The organism is uncultured Cocleimonas sp., assembly GCF_947495625.1.
GTDB lineage: Bacteria > Pseudomonadota > Gammaproteobacteria > Thiotrichales > Thiotrichaceae > Cocleimonas.
Genome location: NZ_CANLZW010000013.1, coordinates 36,913 through 54,125, shown reverse-complemented (window position 1 = coordinate 54,125; position 17,213 = coordinate 36,913). Strand labels below are relative to the sequence as shown.

Genomic DNA, 17,213 nt, shown 5'->3' with positions numbered 1-17,213 from the left:
TTTAAAGTCCCCCCGCTATCTGTGCACCTACTAAAATAAATAAAATACTGAATAACATACCTGTTATCAAGACTTGTTTCTGAGTAAAAAGTTTCTTGTTTCTGAAAGGTTTCTCTACAAAACGCCAACTGATCCACGCCAACAATAAAGCTACAATACCTAATGTACCGAGAACCCATGGACCCGGTTCTTCCAGGCTCGCTATACGAGCAAAGGCAAAAATGGGGACATGCCATAAGTAGGCGCTGTAAGAGATTAATCCGATAACCACAACAAGCTTTTGTGAAAGCAGTTTACCCACCAGTGTTTGCTCTGTTGCAAACAGTATAATGAATACAGTTCCCAGTATCGGCAATAAGCCATATAGGCTTGGGATAGGTATGCCAGAGTCATAAAATATTAGAGAAAAGAATATTGCAAGTAGGCCAAGTATTGCACCAATTTGATTACCTGTTGGTGCCCGGTTAATTAAATAGAATGCCGTGAATGCACCCGCTAGTAATTCCCACATACGTGTTGGAAGCATGTAAAAGTTAAAATCTGGCGAGTAACGCCAGGCCCATTCACTGAGTGCGATACTTAAGATCGCAAGTACAATTAAGGTCGTCAGGAGTATGTTTTTTCCAAACCTCCAAAGCAGAATCATGATAATAGGAAAGAATAGATAATATTGCTCCTCAACCGCCAAACTCCATGTATGTAACAAGGGAAGATACTCAGAATCTGAGGCGAAGTAGTCACTTTCTTGCCAAAAGAAGAAGTTAGAAGCGAAAATAGATACAGAAGCAATACTTTTTCCAAAAGAGGTTAATTCTGCTGGTAGTAACCAATAATAAGCAAAAGGAATTATTGCAATTATGACAAAGAATAATGCAGGAAAAATTCGGCGAATTCGGCGTTCGTAGAAATTAGCAATGGTAAAAGTGCCGTTATCTAATTCCGCCAAGATAATGCTAGTGATCAGGTAACCACTAATGACAAAGAAAATATCAACACCCACAAAGCCTCCGCCAAAAAATTCAAAGCCGGCATGGAATAATATGACTGGGATGACTGCGAGTGCACGAAGACCATCTATTTCTTTGCGATAGAGCATACTAAAAATACGTTTACTTAATTTTCACTATTTTTTAGAACACGTAGATAATCTATCTAGGATGATATTTTTCACAATATACAATCAGGGATGAATGTAGTGCTAAATTGACATATCTAGGTAGTTTTGAAGGATATTTGATAGATTCGTTTTATTAACGTGTTCGTATACATCATTGTGACTTTGATAAAGATTTCAAGATAACTAATAAGACTTTGTGCTTTAGAATTAGATAGGTGACAATCCCACGCTGATACAAAATACAACTACTTTCTAATTTAAGCAGACCGCTACCTTGCACATTTCTGATCACCTAAAAGGCATTCTAATTACCACACTCGGGGTGATTATTTTAAGTCCTGATGCGCTCATAATCCGGCTATTAAATGCGGACACATGGACTGTAATGATATGGCGTGGAACAGCCTTTGCTATTGGTATCACTTTGATAATGTTATTAACTTATCGAGAAAAAACCATACAACAGTTTATTAAAATCGGCAAACCTGGCCTCATGATCGGTTTGTTTTTTGGCTGTAGTAATTTATGTTTCACTACAGCTATCCAAAATACCAGTATTGCTAATACCTTGGTAATTATTGCCACCTCGCCTATGTTTGCAGCGCTTTTTACCTGGATGTTTCTTGGTGAAAAGATTAAAACCATAACATGGGTGGCAATGTTAATAATATTTGCGTCCATTTTCCTTATTATGTCTGACAGCTTAGAAACGGGCGGTATTTTAGGGGATTTAAGCGCTTTCGGTTCAGCAATCTTCATAGCAATTAGCTTTACATTTACACGTCGTCATAAAGAAGTAAATATGGTTCCTGCTATGGCACTCAGTGGGATACTTATCGCTTTAGTTTCTATTCCAGCAATTTTAAGTACCGGTGGCACTTTCAAATTATTACCCGAAGTAGTACCTTTTCTCATACTGGGAGGAGCCATCTCCAGTACCGCTTTCGCCTTAATTACATTAGGACCGCGCTATATGCCTGCGCCAGAAGTGAGTCTTATAATGCCTTTGGAAACAGTTTTAGGAACCTACCTTGGATGGCTGTTTATAAGTGAGAAACCAAGCAGCTTAACTATTATTGGAGGTGTTATCATAATTCTTACATTAGTCGCTCATTCATGGGTCTCTTTGAAGAATCAACATTAAGTTTTACCACCATTCCTTATTTATGAAGTAAATCCTTGTACTTCAACCTAGTTGTTTTGATTTAGTTCTTCGTTAAATAATTTCGCCATCCCCTGAATTGAGTGATTTCAGTCGCATCTAATACACCGTGTGATTCGCAAATGAAACTACACAAGGTGCGACCGTCTTTCACAGTCACTTTACCGATTCCCAGTGGTGCAGGAATACCAGCAACAAAAGAACCAAACTCAGTTGCAGGTAATGACCAAATTTCAACTTCTATACAAGCACCTTTTTTACTGGCTTCATCAAATACCAATGCTGGCCGAAACGGTGGGCCACCCGCCAATGCGTATAACCGATATCCATCAGAAGTTGTCGTTTTCTCGAGTAATGTTCCACCCCTTTCAGTCAATTGCCAATTCAAGGGCAAACCTTCTAAATGTGCGCCACAGACAACCACTTCTATATTATCACTGATACTCGCTGCTTGATTAAACTCTGACGCTTCTAGTTCAACTGAAGTTGCGCCTAAGGGTAGCTGTAGTGATTGCTGTAACATATTTGCAATACTTAACAGTTTTCTATCTTCAAAATGATCCCCAATTAAAGTAATACCAAAAGGTAAATTTTTAGCGGTAAAGCCTGTAGGGACTGCGATTGCGCTCATATCTAGCAGATTAACAAAGTTAGTATATTGACCTAACTGGCTGTTTGCTACTATTGGGTTTTGTTGCATTTCTTCAATTTTAAAATGCTTACTAGTAGTTGGTGTTAACAGGCAGTCAACTTTTTTCATCTCCATCAAACATTGTTTTTTTAATGCCGCTAATTTGTATTTTGCGGCAAATGCATCAATGGCTAATAAATCACCGGCGGGTTCGATAATTTCTCGAATCACATCGAGCATAGCCTCAGGGTTTTCTTTTACCAGGGGCATGGCGCCTAAATAACGTTCACTCACCCATGGACCTTCATACAATAGTTTTGCAGCTGTAAGGAAAGGAGCATAATCAATTTCTAAAAATTCAATATCAAGTTCAGAAAGTTTTTTAATCGATTCCGCATAAGCGAGTGTATAAGCTTCATCACCAAAAAACTCTAGTTGCTCTTGCGGCAGTATCCCTACTATTAATGGTTTTTTCTCAACACCATTTAATGAACCATAATGACGTTTTTGGTTTTTGTATGGATTTACACGGCTAAACTCATCACTCTCATCATGTCCTTCTGCAATTGCAAGCACACTATTAGCATCATCGGTATTTAAGCTAAAAATACTAATACAATCAAGGCTGCGACAGGCGCGTACTACTCCTGTATTTGAAAGCAAACCTCGGCTAGGTTTCAAACCTATGAGATTATTAAAACATGCAGGGACTCGACCCGAACCCGCGGTATCTGTACCCAGACTAAAGCTAGCTAAGCCTAGGGACACTGCGACAGCTGAACCTGCGCTAGAACCGCCACTAATATAATCTGAGTCAAATGCATTTCGACATGCGCCATAGGGTGAACGCGTTCCATTCAGGCCAGTTGCAAATTGATCGAGGTTCGTTTTGCCAATCGGGATAGCCCCAGCATCTATTAACTGCTGTACCACCGTGGCCGATTTTTCGGGCGTATAAGTAAATTCAGGACAGGCAGCCGTGGTTGGAATTCCTGCAAGGTCAATATTGTCTTTAATCGCAAACGGAATACCCCACAAGGCATGAGTTTCAGGATTTTTTTCAGCCAAAGCAAGCACATAAGGAGATAACTCAGCTTCGTTTAATTGATAAATCCATATATTTTTTTCAGCAAACGCTAGGCTATTTTTTAAAATATTATCAATAACATCTGCTGGTGTTAATACGCCATCAGCATAAGCTTTATGTAATGCTGATACGGTTAGATTTAATGTTACTACTTCGGATATAGAATTAGACATCATTTTCCTCCAATACAACTAAGGTCTGTCCTGCTTTTACTTCTTCACCTGCCTGAGTTAACACATGACTTACCTTGCCTGAAGCAGGTGCTTGTATATTAATTTCCATTTTCATCGATTCCAAAATCATTAATGTATCTCCTTCAACGACGTTATCCCCAGCTTTTACTAAAAGCTTCCAGACACTTGCCATTACCTGACTTTCAACAACTGTGCTTGAGGCAGGCCAATCGATTTGATTAGTTTCATCATTTGAATTTTTATTCTGAACACTTTCAAAATTAAACTGACCGCTGCTATGCCATAGCGCTAGTTCTTTTTCAAAAGCTGCTTCACGAGTATGAGTAAAACGATTAATAGTCTCGGCTTCTTCAACTAAAAAATCACTGTATTCAGCTAATGAGAATTCACTTTTTTCAATTTTCAAGGGATAACGACCTTGCGGAAAATTCTTACGAATGTCTTTGAGCTCATCACTACTAACTTCATAAAAACGAATTTGATCAAAGAAACGAAGCAACCAAGGCTTAGAGAATTCCTGTGTTTCTTTATAACGATTCCACATTTGCAAGGTACGGCCAACAAACTGATAGCCACCTGGACCTTCCATACCATATACACACATATAAGAACCCCCGATTCCTACCGAATTTTCTGCCGTCCAGGTTCTGGCTGGGTTGTATTTAGTCGTGACTAAACGATGGCGTGGATCTAACGGAGTCGCTACTGGTGCTCCTAAATAAACATCACCCAAACCCATCACTAAATAGCTTGCGGAAAAGACGATTTTTTTGACTTCTTCAATGCTTGCCAAGCCATTAATACGACGGATGAATTCGAGATTGCTCGGACACCAAGGAGCATCTTTGCGAACGGATTGCGTGTATCTATCAATAGCAAGTTTACAAGCTTCATCATCCCAAGAGAGTGGAATATTAACGATTCTGGAAGGGACGGTTAATTCATTCAGGGTTTTTGATAGCTCTTCCTCAGCTGATTTTAGATGCTCTATAAGTGTGGTAGCACTTAATTCCTGACTGTCGTAATGTAACTGCAATGAGCGAATACCCGGAGTCAATTCTTGCATACCAACGAGTCGATTTTTTTGTAACCATTGCATTAATGCATGCACACGAAAACGTAGTCTTATATCTAAAACTTGTTCTCCATATTCAACCAATAAAAAATGATCACCAGCCAACCGATAAGTAACTTCATCACCATATTTATCAGAGGATAAATTATCTTTGATGGCATTTACTGGTTCTACGCTCTCGCATCCATCTGCTAAAGATTTCAGAGATTCAATACTTTTTTGTTGTTGCTTCTCAGCTTCAACTGCGCTTTCTAAAGTAACACTGCGAAAACGGACTTTATCACCTGCGCGTAATTGTCCTAATTTCCATAAGTCTGCGTGGATCACTGTAGCAGGACAAACAAAACCTCCCAAAGAAGGTCCATCCGGGCCCAAGATAACCGGCATATCTCCTGTAAAATCAACGGCACCAAAAGCATAAGCATTATCATGAATGTTCGATGGATGCATGCCTGCCTCTCCACCATCAGCTCTGGCCCAGGTAGGTTTTGGCCCAATTAGTCTGACGCCAGTACGGCTTGAGTTATAGTGAATCTCCCAGTCGGTTTCAAAAAAGGTTGTTATATCTTCATCGGTAAAAAAGTCAGGCGCGCCATGTGGTCCGTAAATTACATTTAAGGTCCATTCATTGCAAAATGATGACTGAATGCACTCTGCTTTAGTCGTTTGAACCACTTCTGCAAACGTATCAGACACGCTTAACACATCGCCTGCTTGTAATGCACGCCCGTTATGTCCACCAAATTGGCCCAAGGTAAATGTACTTCTAGAGCCCAAATATGAAGGACACTGTATTCCGCCACGTATTGCCAAATATGCCCTGGCACCACAATCTTTAATTTGTCCAAGTTTGAGTTGCTGACCTGCATTAACATTAGTGACTTGATACATGGGAATATTTTTATCGTCTAACTGGGCATCAATAACAGCGCCTGTTAAGACAATTTGAGTCGCATAGCTAAACACCAAACTGGGGCCTTGCAGTGTGATTTCCAAAGCAGCACTATCAGCTGAATTTTCAAGTAAACGATTCGCCAATCTAAATGAATAATTATCGAACGGACCAGAAGGCGGAACGCCTACATCCCAATAACCCGTTCTGGCAGGATAATCCTGGATGGTCGTTTGAGTTCCACCACTTAACACATCAATACGTTGAGGGTTATACTCAAATTCATCTAAATAACGCGTCGTTACTTTACCTTCATGTAAAGTCGAATCTCCACTAAGTGCATGCAGATAGTCGAGGTTTGTCTGGGTTCCATATAATCGCGTTTGTGACAGGTGATTTTGTAAACTTTGCAGGGCTTTTTCCCGACTTTCAGCATGTACAATTAACTTCGCCAGCATAGGGTCGAAATACGTTGGAATTTGAGTGCCACTTTCTACCCAATAATCAATTCTTAAGCCTTTATCTTGAGGGAAGTAAACTTCATTAAGTAAACCGGGACTGGGCTGAAAATTTCGATACGGGTCTTCCGCATAGATACGCGCCTGAATAGCATGACCATTTGCTTTTATGGTACTTTTAATTTGTTTAAGATTCAGCGCAATGGTTGAGGTTTCACTTTTACTGCTTTGAAGATCAGAATCATTATGATCTGAAAATGCTTGTTTAAGCATCCATTCAACCAAATCAATACCATACACTTCTTCTGTTACACCATGCTCAACTTGTAGGCGGGTATTCACTTCAAGAAAATAAAACGCATCAGTATCCGCATCAAAAATGTATTCAACCGTACCAGCATTTCGATAGTTTACGCTGGCTAATAACCTTTCAGAAGTATCATAAAGTTGCTGACGAACCTGATCTGTCAATCCCGGTGCGGGACATTCTTCAATCACTTTTTGGTTACGGCGCTGCGCGGAGCAATCACGTTCACCTATGGCAATAGCTGTTCCTTTTCCATCACCAAACATCTGAACTTCTATATGTCGTGCACGCTGAATAAACTTTTCAAGAAAAACACCATCATTTGAAAAATTATTTTTGCCAAGTCTTTTAACGCTGTCAAATGCATCCAATAATTGAGTTTCATCATGACACAGCTGCATACCAATACCACCACCACCCGCTGTACTTTTAAGCATTACAGGATAGCCAATATTTTTAGCGTGCTCAGAAGCTTGCTGCTTATCAAAAAGCAAGCCAGACCCGGTTAATAATGGTGTGGATGAAGCTTCTGCCAATTCACGTGCTTTGTGCTTTAGACCAAATGCCATCATGTGTTCGGTAGTTGGGCCGATAAAACTGATACCCGCCTTTTCACATTCTCTTACAAACTCTGCATTCTCACTTAAAAAACCATAACCCGGGTGAATTGCTTCAGCACCAGACTTCTTTGCGATATCAAGGAGCTTCTGTTTATTTAAATAAGTATCAGTAGCTCCGCCATCCCCTAATGAATATGCTTCATCTGCATTACGCACGTGTAAACTATCCTTGTCGCACTCTGCATAAACCACTACCGATTCCACTTCAAGTTTTTTCAAGGTACGTAAGATACGGGTTGCAATAGCACCTCTATTGGCTATCAGAACTTTATTAAACATGTTATTTCCGTAAACGGGTCGTCCCGTTGGCTTTTACGACAATGGTCGTCCACTGAAGTCGTTAATCATTTATCCCAAATCAGAATTTCTATAGGCGTGGGATTGTAACCATTACATGGGTTATTCAATTGAGGACAATTGGATATCAAAACCACAACATCCATTCTAGCTATCATTTCAACATATTTACCCGGAGCTGAAATACCATCCTCAAAACTTAGACCTCCGGACTCAGTTACCGGGACGTTCATGAAAAAATTAATATTGTGAGAGATATCGCGCTTACTAATATCGAACTCGGGGTGCTCTGCTATAGCAAGCATCCAACTATCACGACAAGAATGCATGCAGCGTTTTTCTAAATCATAGCGAACGGTATTACTTTCACTAGCACAAGCCCCACCGATGGTATCGTGACGCCCACAGGTATCTGCAGTAATTTCGAGCATTATATTGTTTTCGTTAGAACGCAGCTGGCTACCCGTTGTAAGATAAAGATTTGATTGCTCTCTAATCGTATCTACTGCGCTGTAACGTTCGCTAGAATCGTTAGCATTAAAAAACAGAGTATCTGCTGCCTGATTCCCCTCCAGATCTAATATACGAAGAGTTTCACCCTTGTGTACCAAATGTATAAAGTAATCACCAGCACCTACAATGGTACTTTGCTTTGCTGAAGCTGGATTTTTTTCACTGATCGTTAACATCTATGTTTCTCCCATACCAAAGTGATACAGCTCATTATTAGCAAAACCTCTTAGATTCTCTGGTCGAAAATTACGGCAATAATCATCTTCCTTAACTGCATCAGCAATCCCTAAAGAAATCTCTATTTCATTATTTGGATATGAGTCAGCCTCAAGAAGCGGATGAGGACAAGTGTGTAACATCACCAAAGTATCCATTTCAAAACGTAACGTAATAGAAGACATAGGCTTACTATTATTTGGCTCTAGGGCTAAAGTCCCCTTTTCATTAGCCACAACTTTACTGAACCAATTAACATTGGCAGACATATCAGACCGGTTTAAACCAAATTTTGCCAGCTCAACCAAAAATGCGTCATTACCATTTTGATGCCAATCATTTTTGTCTTTTTGATAATCACGCTTTTGCCATTTTTCGGACACCATTTCCGCATTTGAATTTCCGCAAACTGTTTCGTGCCAACCAATTCCGTCATCAATAATAGAGCAGAAAATTCGACCCATATCAGAGTAAAGGCAGTTACCTTTTGTAAGCTTAAATGTGTATTGGCACTTCAGCGTATCTGGTGCGTTATAGCGCTCCAATAAATTCTCAGGGTTATAAAAAAGCATTCCAACATTAGCATTACCCTTAATATCAGTGAGTTTCATGGTGGTGCCACGTTTCACTTTTAGAGACCAATGTGATCCAGCAGGGATTTGGGTTTTATATTGTTTCATTATTTCTTACCTTGTTTCTTTTGCACTAGCGTGTTTGTTCTCAACTGTATGCGGTCTTATCTGATCATCGATTTGCTCATAGGTTAATTTATCAACGCTCCCCACGGGCAAATCGTAGGTAATATTTGCACCATAAGCTTGGGGGTGCTGAGGATCATGCCTCGTCTTATCGAACACCCACAGCCGAGTACCTAAATAGAACCCTTCTTTAATATCATGAGTCACCATGAATACTGTTAGCTTGTAGCTTTTCCATAAATCCAAGACAAGTTGATGCATATCTGCACGGATCCCAGGATCAAGCGCCCCAAAAGGCTCGTCTAATAGAAGTATGCGAGGCTGTCCCAAAAGTGCTTGCGCAATTGCTAACCTTTGACGCATTCCCCCAGATAATTCATGAGGGTATTTATTGATCGATGCTGTTAAGCCAACTTTATCAATGAGCTCATTTGCCTGCTCTACAGCCAACTTACGCTGATGACCAAACAAACGTCCCGTTATGCCTTTAGATTTGAAAGCTTTAGCGGCGACGATGTTCTCTAGAACATTCATGTGAGGAAAGACTGAATAATGTTGAAATACAATTCCTCTGTCTTCATCAGGCTCACTTTTCACAGGCTTTCCATCAAGTAACAAGCTACCTTTTGTTGGCGCTTCAATGCCCAATAACATATTAAGAAAAGTACTTTTACCGCAACCTGATGCTCCCACTAATGTTATAAATTCGCCCTCTTCTACCTTAATATTAAGATTTTCTAGAACAACATTATCGCCATAGGATTTCCATAAATTCTTAGCTTCTAAGATGATGCACCTCCCTCATGATGCCAAGGGAAAATCTTTCGACTTAACCAAACTAAAGCAACATCGAATAAGAAAGCTAAAAGCGTTATCCAAGCGACATATGGTAAAATAACATCCATAGCCAAATAACGTCTAACCAGAAAGATTCGATAGCCCAAACCATCGGTAGAAGCCACTGCTTCAGCAGCAATTAAGAATAACCAAGCTGTACCCATTGCTAACCTTACTGAGGAAATTAGCCTAGGTAATAGCTGAGGCAGAATTACTCTCAGAATAATCTGGATCGTATTGCCGCCCAATGTTTGTGCTTTGATTATTTGTTCTCGCGGTATTTCTTGTGCATAGCCCTGAATATCTCTAGCGATTAAAGGCGTAATACCAACCATGATTAAAACAACTTTGGATAATTCACCTAGGCCAAATACAATAAAAAGAATGGGTAGCAAAGCTAAAGGTGGAACTAAGGAAATCACGGTCAGAAATGGCGAGAATCCAGCTCCCATAACAGGTAATGCACCTATCACAATTCCAATAACTAAACCTAAGATTGCCGCTAGAAAAACACCAAGAGATAATCTTATAAGGCTGCTAGTAGTATCTACCCAGAAAAGGTATTCCCCACTACGCTTGCTAGGCTCGAATGCCATACGTTGAATCGCATTACCCATCTGCTCAAAACTTGGTAGTAGTTTATCGTTAGGGTTCTCAAGCAAACGTGCATCTGAACCAATTGAGTAGATGATCAACACTACAACAAAAGGAAGCAATCCCAACAACAGCCTCCAAGAAGGCTGGGGTTGGAAATTGATTAATTTTTTCATTATGAATAAGCCAGTAAGACTTAAAGTTTAGCGTCTTCAGCCATTTGCATGTATTCAGATGTAAAACGAAGCTTCACATTGCTTTTATCACCAAAGGTGCCTTTTGGAGTTTCTATACCGATGAATTCAGCATTGGGGGCTCCATCGCCTAACAAACCGTGAGTGAATGAAAATTCAGAAACTTTCTTCATCGTACTCAAAAGAGCTTCACTGTTTGCAAATTTTATAGCATCAGCTGGCTTATAGAACATCTCAGTACTGGCTAGTTGTGCTTCGTAACCTTTTAAGTCTGTACCAGAAGCTTTACCCAACCAAGTACGTACTTCTTCACCAGATTTATCTTTAGCGCTCATTAAACCCATAATTTCATACCAAGCACCGACCAGTGCTTTACCTAAATTAGGATTTTTCTTAAGTGTCTCGGTATTTACGACTAATAAATCGATAATCTCACCAGGGATTTTTGAAGAATCAAATACTTTAGTGCTATCTGGCATAGCTTCAATTTCACTCAACAATGGATTCCAGGTAGAAACTGCTTTCACACTATCGGTTCCATAGACTGCAACCATATCTGCATCTGAAGTATTTACTACTTTGATATCAGATTCTTTCAAACCTACAGAGTCTAATCCTCGTGCCAGCAGATAATGTGAAACACTTAGCTCAACCAAGTTAACACTTTCACCTTTAATTTCTTCGAGTGACTTTTTGCCTTTTAGCACGACACCATCATTACCATTCGAGAAATCTCCAATAATTAAAGCTGTGCTATCAACACCACCTGCAGCAGGAATAGTTAATGCATCCATGTTTGTCATGGCAGTCGCATCAAAAGAACCAGCGGTGTATTGATTAATTGATTCTACGTAGTCGTTAATTTGAACGACCTCTATATCAATACCGTATTTATCCCCCCATTTTTTCACAATTTCTTTTTCACTGGCATAGCCCCAAGGCATCCAGCCAACATAGATTGACCATGCTACTTTATAAGAATCACGAGCATAACTCGCTGAAGAAAATGCAATTAGAAATATAAGAAGAGCGAAACGTTTCATAGTAAAACCTCTAAGACCTAGTTAAATGGATGCAAGGACACTTTTGACAAATATGTCAAACTAGTCTCCCGGGCTTTTATCCCTCCGTGTAACCTTTGGTCTCAAAGGTCGAAAGCTCTTGGACCAGACATTGTGTTTACAATCGGAACCCTAGCTTTCTATTTGATAAATGTAGTTTGTCTTGAATCATCAAGAGTGCTTACGAAGAATACAAATGCAATTAATGTACCAATTAATTAGGAATTGAATAAATCCAAGAAACACAAAGAGCTTAAACAAATATCATTAATTTAAAATATCTAATTTTAACAAGGAGTTAGAAACTTTTAGTATGAATGACTTTCTTGATTCAAAAATCATTAGAATTGATAAGAACAAAAAATCGTTGCTGATTTTTTATAATAATTCCACCATTCTCGTACGATTATATTGGTGCGTATAATGATAAAAAAGCACTATTTAGGTGCGTAACCAGGATATTTTGCTATTCTATTAACACTATTACTCGTGCGTGGTTATCCTTATATGCAGAGAAAAGAAAAGCCCTCCCCCTACTTTGAATGACATTACGGTTTTGTGATTTAAAAACGTAAATGGAATTTAGCAGAACTAGGGATTTTTCCATTATTTCACTTCCTTCTCTTCACCCATCTGCCTATACAATTTAAATGCCATATAAGCCATCAGTAGTGTTCCTAGAATTAGCATTACCCAGAATATAATCAGTTTCCAGTTGGTATCTGGAGAGAAGACTTTTCCACTGTTTTCTATTTCGCCAAGTTTGACATTATCCACCATAGAGCCTGAATCCCGGATGGTTGTTATCAAGTTATTCAGGTCGTTTTGCTGCGAGGGTTTTATGTTTGGATTACTGAAGGCAATTTTAAACGGCTCTTTTCCCTGTGCTAAAAATAGCAGTTTTCTTGGTGACCATGCCGCTTTGATTTCAGGGAGTTGTTCATCGGTAAACTGCCCTTCTGAATCTAGTGTTACCTTCCAGTAACGGTTTTTATTAGGGTTAATTGAAAAGGCACTGCTTTGTAATTGAGTATCCCCAATATTTAAGCGATATTGGCTGATGTTATGCGAAAATCGCCACTCATCATTGTCATGATTTCGTGAATACAATTTACCCTTGTAGAGTAATCCGTCTTGAGGTGCGACAAATTCCATTTGCGTGATAGCAGCAACTACATCGCTTTCAAAAAGCCAATTTCCGTCTTTGTCATAACGTGGTTTTCCAAGGCTTTTCCATTGGGCTTGTTGCTTGCCAGTGCTGTTGTAAATGCCTTCAATTTTTTGAATATGAGCTTGAGAATTTGGATTCAACCAGGTGAGTCGCAGGTATTTTTGTGATGTACAGGAAAAGCCAATCTGGTCCTGTATCAGCTTAGAGCCTGCGTAATTGAGTTTAGATACCGTCTGCTTTCGGCTTAGGGTCGACCAGTTCTGCAAGTTATTACTACTCTCTAGTTTTAGCGGTAGCACCATGCTCGGCTTTTCTTGTACCCAATCGAGTTTTAGCCCGCACATATTCAATTTATGCGCTGCAGACTTGTTTTCAGGGTTTTCTATAATGTACTGGTATTCTTTATCGTCCTGATGATTATCAGGGTCACCCCCCCACTTTTGGGCGATTTTTATACTCTGTTGTCCATTTTGTTGAGTGGTGTTTTTATTCTGCTCGATGATTACTTTTATATTGCCAGTATCCGCCGCTTGCTCTTTGGTAAAAGGATAAAACACCAAAGGCTTTTGTTGTTGCGAATTAACCCTTTCAATCCGGCTCAGCTGATAGGGAACCAGTTGACCATCTGCGCTGAAAACACGAATATCACCATAATCTTTTCGTTGCATTTTTTCATAGACTATCAGCGGTAAATCAACCTCTCTTAATGAGGTTGTGGCATTGGTTAATTCTGCCGAATGCGCAAAGTCTTCGAGGGTAAATGGCGCTGCGTTTAGCGATAAATGCAGTACCGCCGTTATTGCACATACTCCGTATACCTTAAGTAATTGATGCTTTGCTTTCATCCTCATTTTTGATCCTCAATCGCACTTTCTTCACTGGTTTTCTCTTCGCTAGTTTTCTCTTCGCTGACACTGTCTTCGTTTAGTTCTTGTACTTGCTTACCAGTTCCATTTTTATCGGGCAATGGCGCAAAATAGCCAATGCTGGTTAGCAATACACCCACTACGAGGAATGAGACTACTCTACCTAAGCTGCCTAATGCAGCCAGATCAATCACAAACAATTTCAATACCACCAGTCCCAGTATCACCGCACCTGCAACCCACAATGGGCGAATCTGTTTTTTGCTTGAATACAAGGTGAGTATGACACCCGACAAAGCCCATAAAATAGAAACAGCGGTTTGTACCCAGTTTGAATAGAATAGGACATCAGGATCGTATGCAATGCCGAACCAGTGATGTGCCACTCTAAATAAAGTGAAGTTGAGCCATAAGAATACTAATGAGGCAAAACCAATCATTAGCGCACGCTGATTGAATAACGTTCTGTCAGGATTGTGATTGCCAATCGATGCAGTGTCACCGATGTCGCTGGCAACGTTCCCTATGCCACTAGCACGCCACCATTTGAACAAGCTGATGAAAACGATCACCACCATGATATCCGTAGGGTTCAATAATGGAATCCACGGCAATGGTTCTGATTGCCCTTTCGATACCAGTGCCATCAATGACCACAGCGCTAAATAGGCAGCGAACGCAAAACCAGTCTGCTGTCGATAAGTGAGTTGGTGCGTACTGAATGGCCAAAACTTTGCTTTGATAATCATCCAGAGCGCCAGTGTTGCTGGTATCACATACCAGATATTCAACCAGGCTGAAGAACTGGACAAGTGTTTATTCAACCACCATGTGCCTTCAAGCGTAATTAATGTCACCAGTAGAATCAGTAATAAACTGTGGAATATCGGTTGTATTTTCTGGAACACAGCGTGCTTTTGTAGCTGATATAAATGGAAATAGAATGCTGCAAAGACAATCGGCCATGCTATCCAACCATTCCATTGTGACGGATGGTAAGTGCTTTGAGAACCGGTTGCCCCGACCTGAGAAAGCCCAAGCAGTATCACTAATACAAATAAACCACTGGCTACATACCAGGCGTGTTTCCATTCTGGTTTTAATCGAGTCGCGGCAAGGGTGAAACCGATACTCACAATCGCGCTTAGAATGAGTAAATTACTCGCCATCCATTTCAGGTCGTAATAAGTGAAGAGCTGGAAACTAATGCCGCCGAACAACCAGATCAAACCCCAGCCTAGTGCGAAGGGGCTGATACCTTTTTCCCACACTCTGCGACCTTCGAATTCTTTAAAGAGTAATCTGGCTGAAATTATGCCCGCAACAGCCATCATCATACTGCTGATAAAGTGACCATTAACAAAAGGTTTTAAGTCGGCGATATGGCTGAATCGAGCGAGGAAAATGGCACCTGCACCCACCTGTAAGATTAAACCGAAAGCTCTTACAGAAATACGATCTTGGCGAGAACCTAACCAGAGTAATCCAGCACCTTCTAATGCCCAGGCTGCCGCTGTTTGCGTTGGAGCTAAAGCAAATGGAATCGCCATGGAAGCGAAGATCGCACCTAATGCGAGGAAAGCTTCGGATAACAGTTTTAAGCCATCACCTTTGCGCTTCCATACAAACCATGAAAGTACGATATAGAATAAACCCATCGCAAATGATGAAATCGACACGCCGTATTCAAAGTCTTTAACTAGAGAATACTGAAGCGCTGATGCAGCTAGCGGCACGCCGAATAATAAGGTCCCATCAACATAACCACGTAGCTTTGGTGGCTGACGTAATGCAAATAAAACAGCAATTAATACGTAGAATAGGAAGAAAATAATCAGGAACGGTTCGGTGGTTGCGAACTTGCTATCGTCATATCGCAATACACCCCAAACGGTGCCGATGATAAAGGTGAACGCGAAACCTAATAGATTCAGTGGGCGCCATGCTTTAAACCACGCTATCGCCACAATCGCGATATTGAGAACAGCATAGTAACTGAATAAATACACATGATTATTTGACCCGCTTGAGGCTAAAACCGGGGCGAGAAAACCACCACTAAAGCCCAAAACAGCGAGTGATTTTGAGTCTTGCAATACGGCTAATGCCGCACTTAACATGCTGACGACAAACAATAAGCCGAAGGCTAATGTTGGCTCAATGAGCTTGAACATACTAAAGGCAGCGAAGATATCCAGATATAAGATACCAATACCTGCACCTTGCAACAATAAGGCGTAGGTTTCATTTTTGTAACGTAATCGCCACCCTAGACCGAGTAAGAACATCGCCCCAACGACGACGCCAATCAAACGGTATTCGATCGGGAAAAAGCCTCGATCAGACACGTATTTGAGTAGGAAGGAAACACCAAAGAATAGAATAATGATACCAATGCGAACGAATAGGTTTCCACCCATAAAGTATTCTTTAATTTTATCCCCGACTTTTTCCAGAATATTGTCTTCGCGCGAAGTATTCGTTGATTCAATAGCGTCAGGCGCTTCTGTAACAGGAGGGACGTAAGGCGTTGAAGCGACCTGGTCAATAGACACTGGAACTGCTTGTTGATTTATTGTATTTGCATGAAGACCTGTTTCAAGGTTTGCTTCATCAGCAGGTGCAACGTTATTAGCTGCTTGCGAAATCGTATCGAGATATTCTTGCTGTTGATCATCACCACTTTCGCTAAATGTATTAGTCTGCGAAGATGGCTGACTGATGCTTTGTTCGTCTTCCACTTCCGATTTGTTAGCATTGGAAAACTTTGCTACAGCTTGATTTGCTCGAGCCTCAGCCTGTCTTTGTTCCCAGTCTTTAGCGAGCGCATCGCGCAAGGACTCTAATTCCTTAGATAAGCCTAATACCTGACCCAGCAAAAAACCGACGATGGTTGCAAGCCCAATAAATGCTAATTGCCACTCTCTGCTTCCCAATGAGAAAGATAACAACACAGAAACAACCAGAAATATTCCAGCGAAAAGAAACTTCATGAAAACTACCCATTTGTATTTTTTTGTATAATACTTTTTATAATCAACCCAAGACAGCAATGCCGAAATAGTATCAAAATACTATCCCTTAAGTTCCATCAGAACATCCCATTTCCTAAAAATCTGCAAATCAGAAAATTTAGCGATACTGTCTGCGGTGAATTGTATCAGGCTTAAGCTGTTGTGACGCTTAACTAATCACAACCCACCCCCCTACTTTCAGCACTTAT

The 17,213-nt window shown here is 40.4% G+C and carries 11 protein-coding genes and 1 riboswitch; of the genes, 1 reads left to right on the top strand and 10 read right to left on the bottom strand.

Annotated elements, in window-relative coordinates; translation table 11 throughout:
- Position 1 precedes the first annotated feature (1 nt).
- A complete protein-coding gene (locus Q1A31_RS09070) occupies positions 2 to 1,096 on the bottom strand; it encodes an acyltransferase (RefSeq protein WP_299875507.1) in 1,095 nt (364 codons plus the stop codon).
- A gap of 295 nt (positions 1,097 to 1,391) precedes the next feature.
- Here Q1A31_RS09070 and Q1A31_RS09065 point away from each other — a divergent pair, with 295 nt between their 5' ends.
- A complete protein-coding gene (locus tag Q1A31_RS09065; RefSeq protein ID WP_299875504.1) occupies positions 1,392 to 2,261 on the top strand; it encodes a DMT family transporter in 870 nt (289 codons plus the stop codon).
- Between the two features lie 61 nt (positions 2,262 to 2,322).
- Here the strand turns inward: Q1A31_RS09065 and atzF are convergent, their stop codons facing one another.
- From atzF to Q1A31_RS09020, 9 genes are all read right to left on the bottom strand, one after another.
- Complete coding sequence (gene atzF, locus Q1A31_RS09060; RefSeq protein WP_299875501.1) at positions 2,323 to 4,173, bottom strand: allophanate hydrolase; 1,851 nt, start codon at positions 4,171 to 4,173, stop codon at positions 2,323 to 2,325.
- A complete protein-coding gene (gene uca, locus Q1A31_RS09055) occupies positions 4,163 to 7,822 on the bottom strand; it encodes an urea carboxylase (RefSeq protein WP_299875498.1) in 3,660 nt (1,219 codons plus the stop codon). Before uca ends, atzF begins: the two co-directional genes overlap by 11 nt.
- Before the next feature lie 65 nt (positions 7,823 to 7,887).
- Complete coding sequence (locus Q1A31_RS09050) at positions 7,888 to 8,529, bottom strand: urea amidolyase associated protein UAAP2 (protein WP_299875496.1); 642 nt, start codon at positions 8,527 to 8,529, stop codon at positions 7,888 to 7,890.
- Complete coding sequence (locus Q1A31_RS09045) at positions 8,530 to 9,249, bottom strand: urea amidolyase associated protein UAAP1 (protein ID WP_299875493.1); 720 nt, start codon at positions 9,247 to 9,249, stop codon at positions 8,530 to 8,532.
- A 6-nt stretch (positions 9,250 to 9,255) separates the two neighbouring features.
- Entirely contained in the window at positions 9,256 to 10,056 is an 801-nt protein-coding gene (locus Q1A31_RS09040; RefSeq protein ID WP_299875670.1) for an ABC transporter ATP-binding protein, read from the bottom strand.
- A complete protein-coding gene (locus Q1A31_RS09035) occupies positions 10,050 to 10,874 on the bottom strand; it encodes an ABC transporter permease (protein ID WP_299875491.1) in 825 nt (274 codons plus the stop codon). The genes Q1A31_RS09040 and Q1A31_RS09035 overlap by 7 nt, the downstream gene beginning before the upstream one ends.
- Before the next feature lie 20 nt (positions 10,875 to 10,894).
- Entirely contained in the window at positions 10,895 to 11,935 is a 1,041-nt protein-coding gene (locus Q1A31_RS09030) for a putative urea ABC transporter substrate-binding protein (protein WP_299875488.1), read from the bottom strand.
- 63 nt (positions 11,936 to 11,998) lie between these two features.
- A riboswitch (guanidine-I (ykkC/yxkD leader) is annotated at positions 11,999 to 12,100 on the bottom strand.
- Positions 12,101 to 12,559: 459 nt separating this feature from the next.
- A complete protein-coding gene (locus Q1A31_RS09025; protein WP_299875485.1) occupies positions 12,560 to 13,975 on the bottom strand; it encodes a DUF3999 family protein in 1,416 nt (471 codons plus the stop codon).
- The gene (locus Q1A31_RS09020; protein WP_299875482.1) at positions 13,972 to 16,983 is read right to left on the bottom strand and encodes a DUF2339 domain-containing protein; all 3,012 of its coding nucleotides are present in this window, start codon (positions 16,981 to 16,983) and stop codon (positions 13,972 to 13,974) included. Before Q1A31_RS09020 ends, Q1A31_RS09025 begins: the two co-directional genes overlap by 4 nt.
- Positions 16,984 to 17,213: the final 230 nt, after the last annotated feature.

What these genes read in the sequence shown, in the direction of transcription:
- Q1A31_RS09070 (WP_299875507.1), bottom strand. Translation starts at nt 1,096, where the DNA reads ATGCTCTATCGCAAAGAAATAGATGGTCTTCGTGCACTCGCAGTCATC.
- atzF (WP_299875501.1), bottom strand. Translation starts at nt 4,173, where the DNA reads ATGATGTCTAATTCTATATCCGAAGTAGTAACATTAAATCTAACCGTA.
- uca (WP_299875498.1), bottom strand. Translation starts at nt 7,822, where the DNA reads ATGTTTAATAAAGTTCTGATAGCCAATAGAGGTGCTATTGCAACCCGT.
- Q1A31_RS09050 (WP_299875496.1), bottom strand. Translation starts at nt 8,529, where the DNA reads ATGTTAACGATCAGTGAAAAAAATCCAGCTTCAGCAAAGCAAAGTACC.
- Q1A31_RS09045 (WP_299875493.1), bottom strand. Translation starts at nt 9,249, where the DNA reads ATGAAACAATATAAAACCCAAATCCCTGCTGGATCACATTGGTCTCTA.
- Q1A31_RS09035 (WP_299875491.1), bottom strand. Translation starts at nt 10,874, where the DNA reads ATGAAAAAATTAATCAATTTCCAACCCCAGCCTTCTTGGAGGCTGTTG.
- Q1A31_RS09030 (WP_299875488.1), bottom strand. Translation starts at nt 11,935, where the DNA reads ATGAAACGTTTCGCTCTTCTTATATTTCTAATTGCATTTTCTTCAGCG.
- Q1A31_RS09025 (WP_299875485.1), bottom strand. Translation starts at nt 13,975, where the DNA reads ATGAGGATGAAAGCAAAGCATCAATTACTTAAGGTATACGGAGTATGT.
- Q1A31_RS09020 (WP_299875482.1), bottom strand. Translation starts at nt 16,983, where the DNA reads ATGAAGTTTCTTTTCGCTGGAATATTTCTGGTTGTTTCTGTGTTGTTA.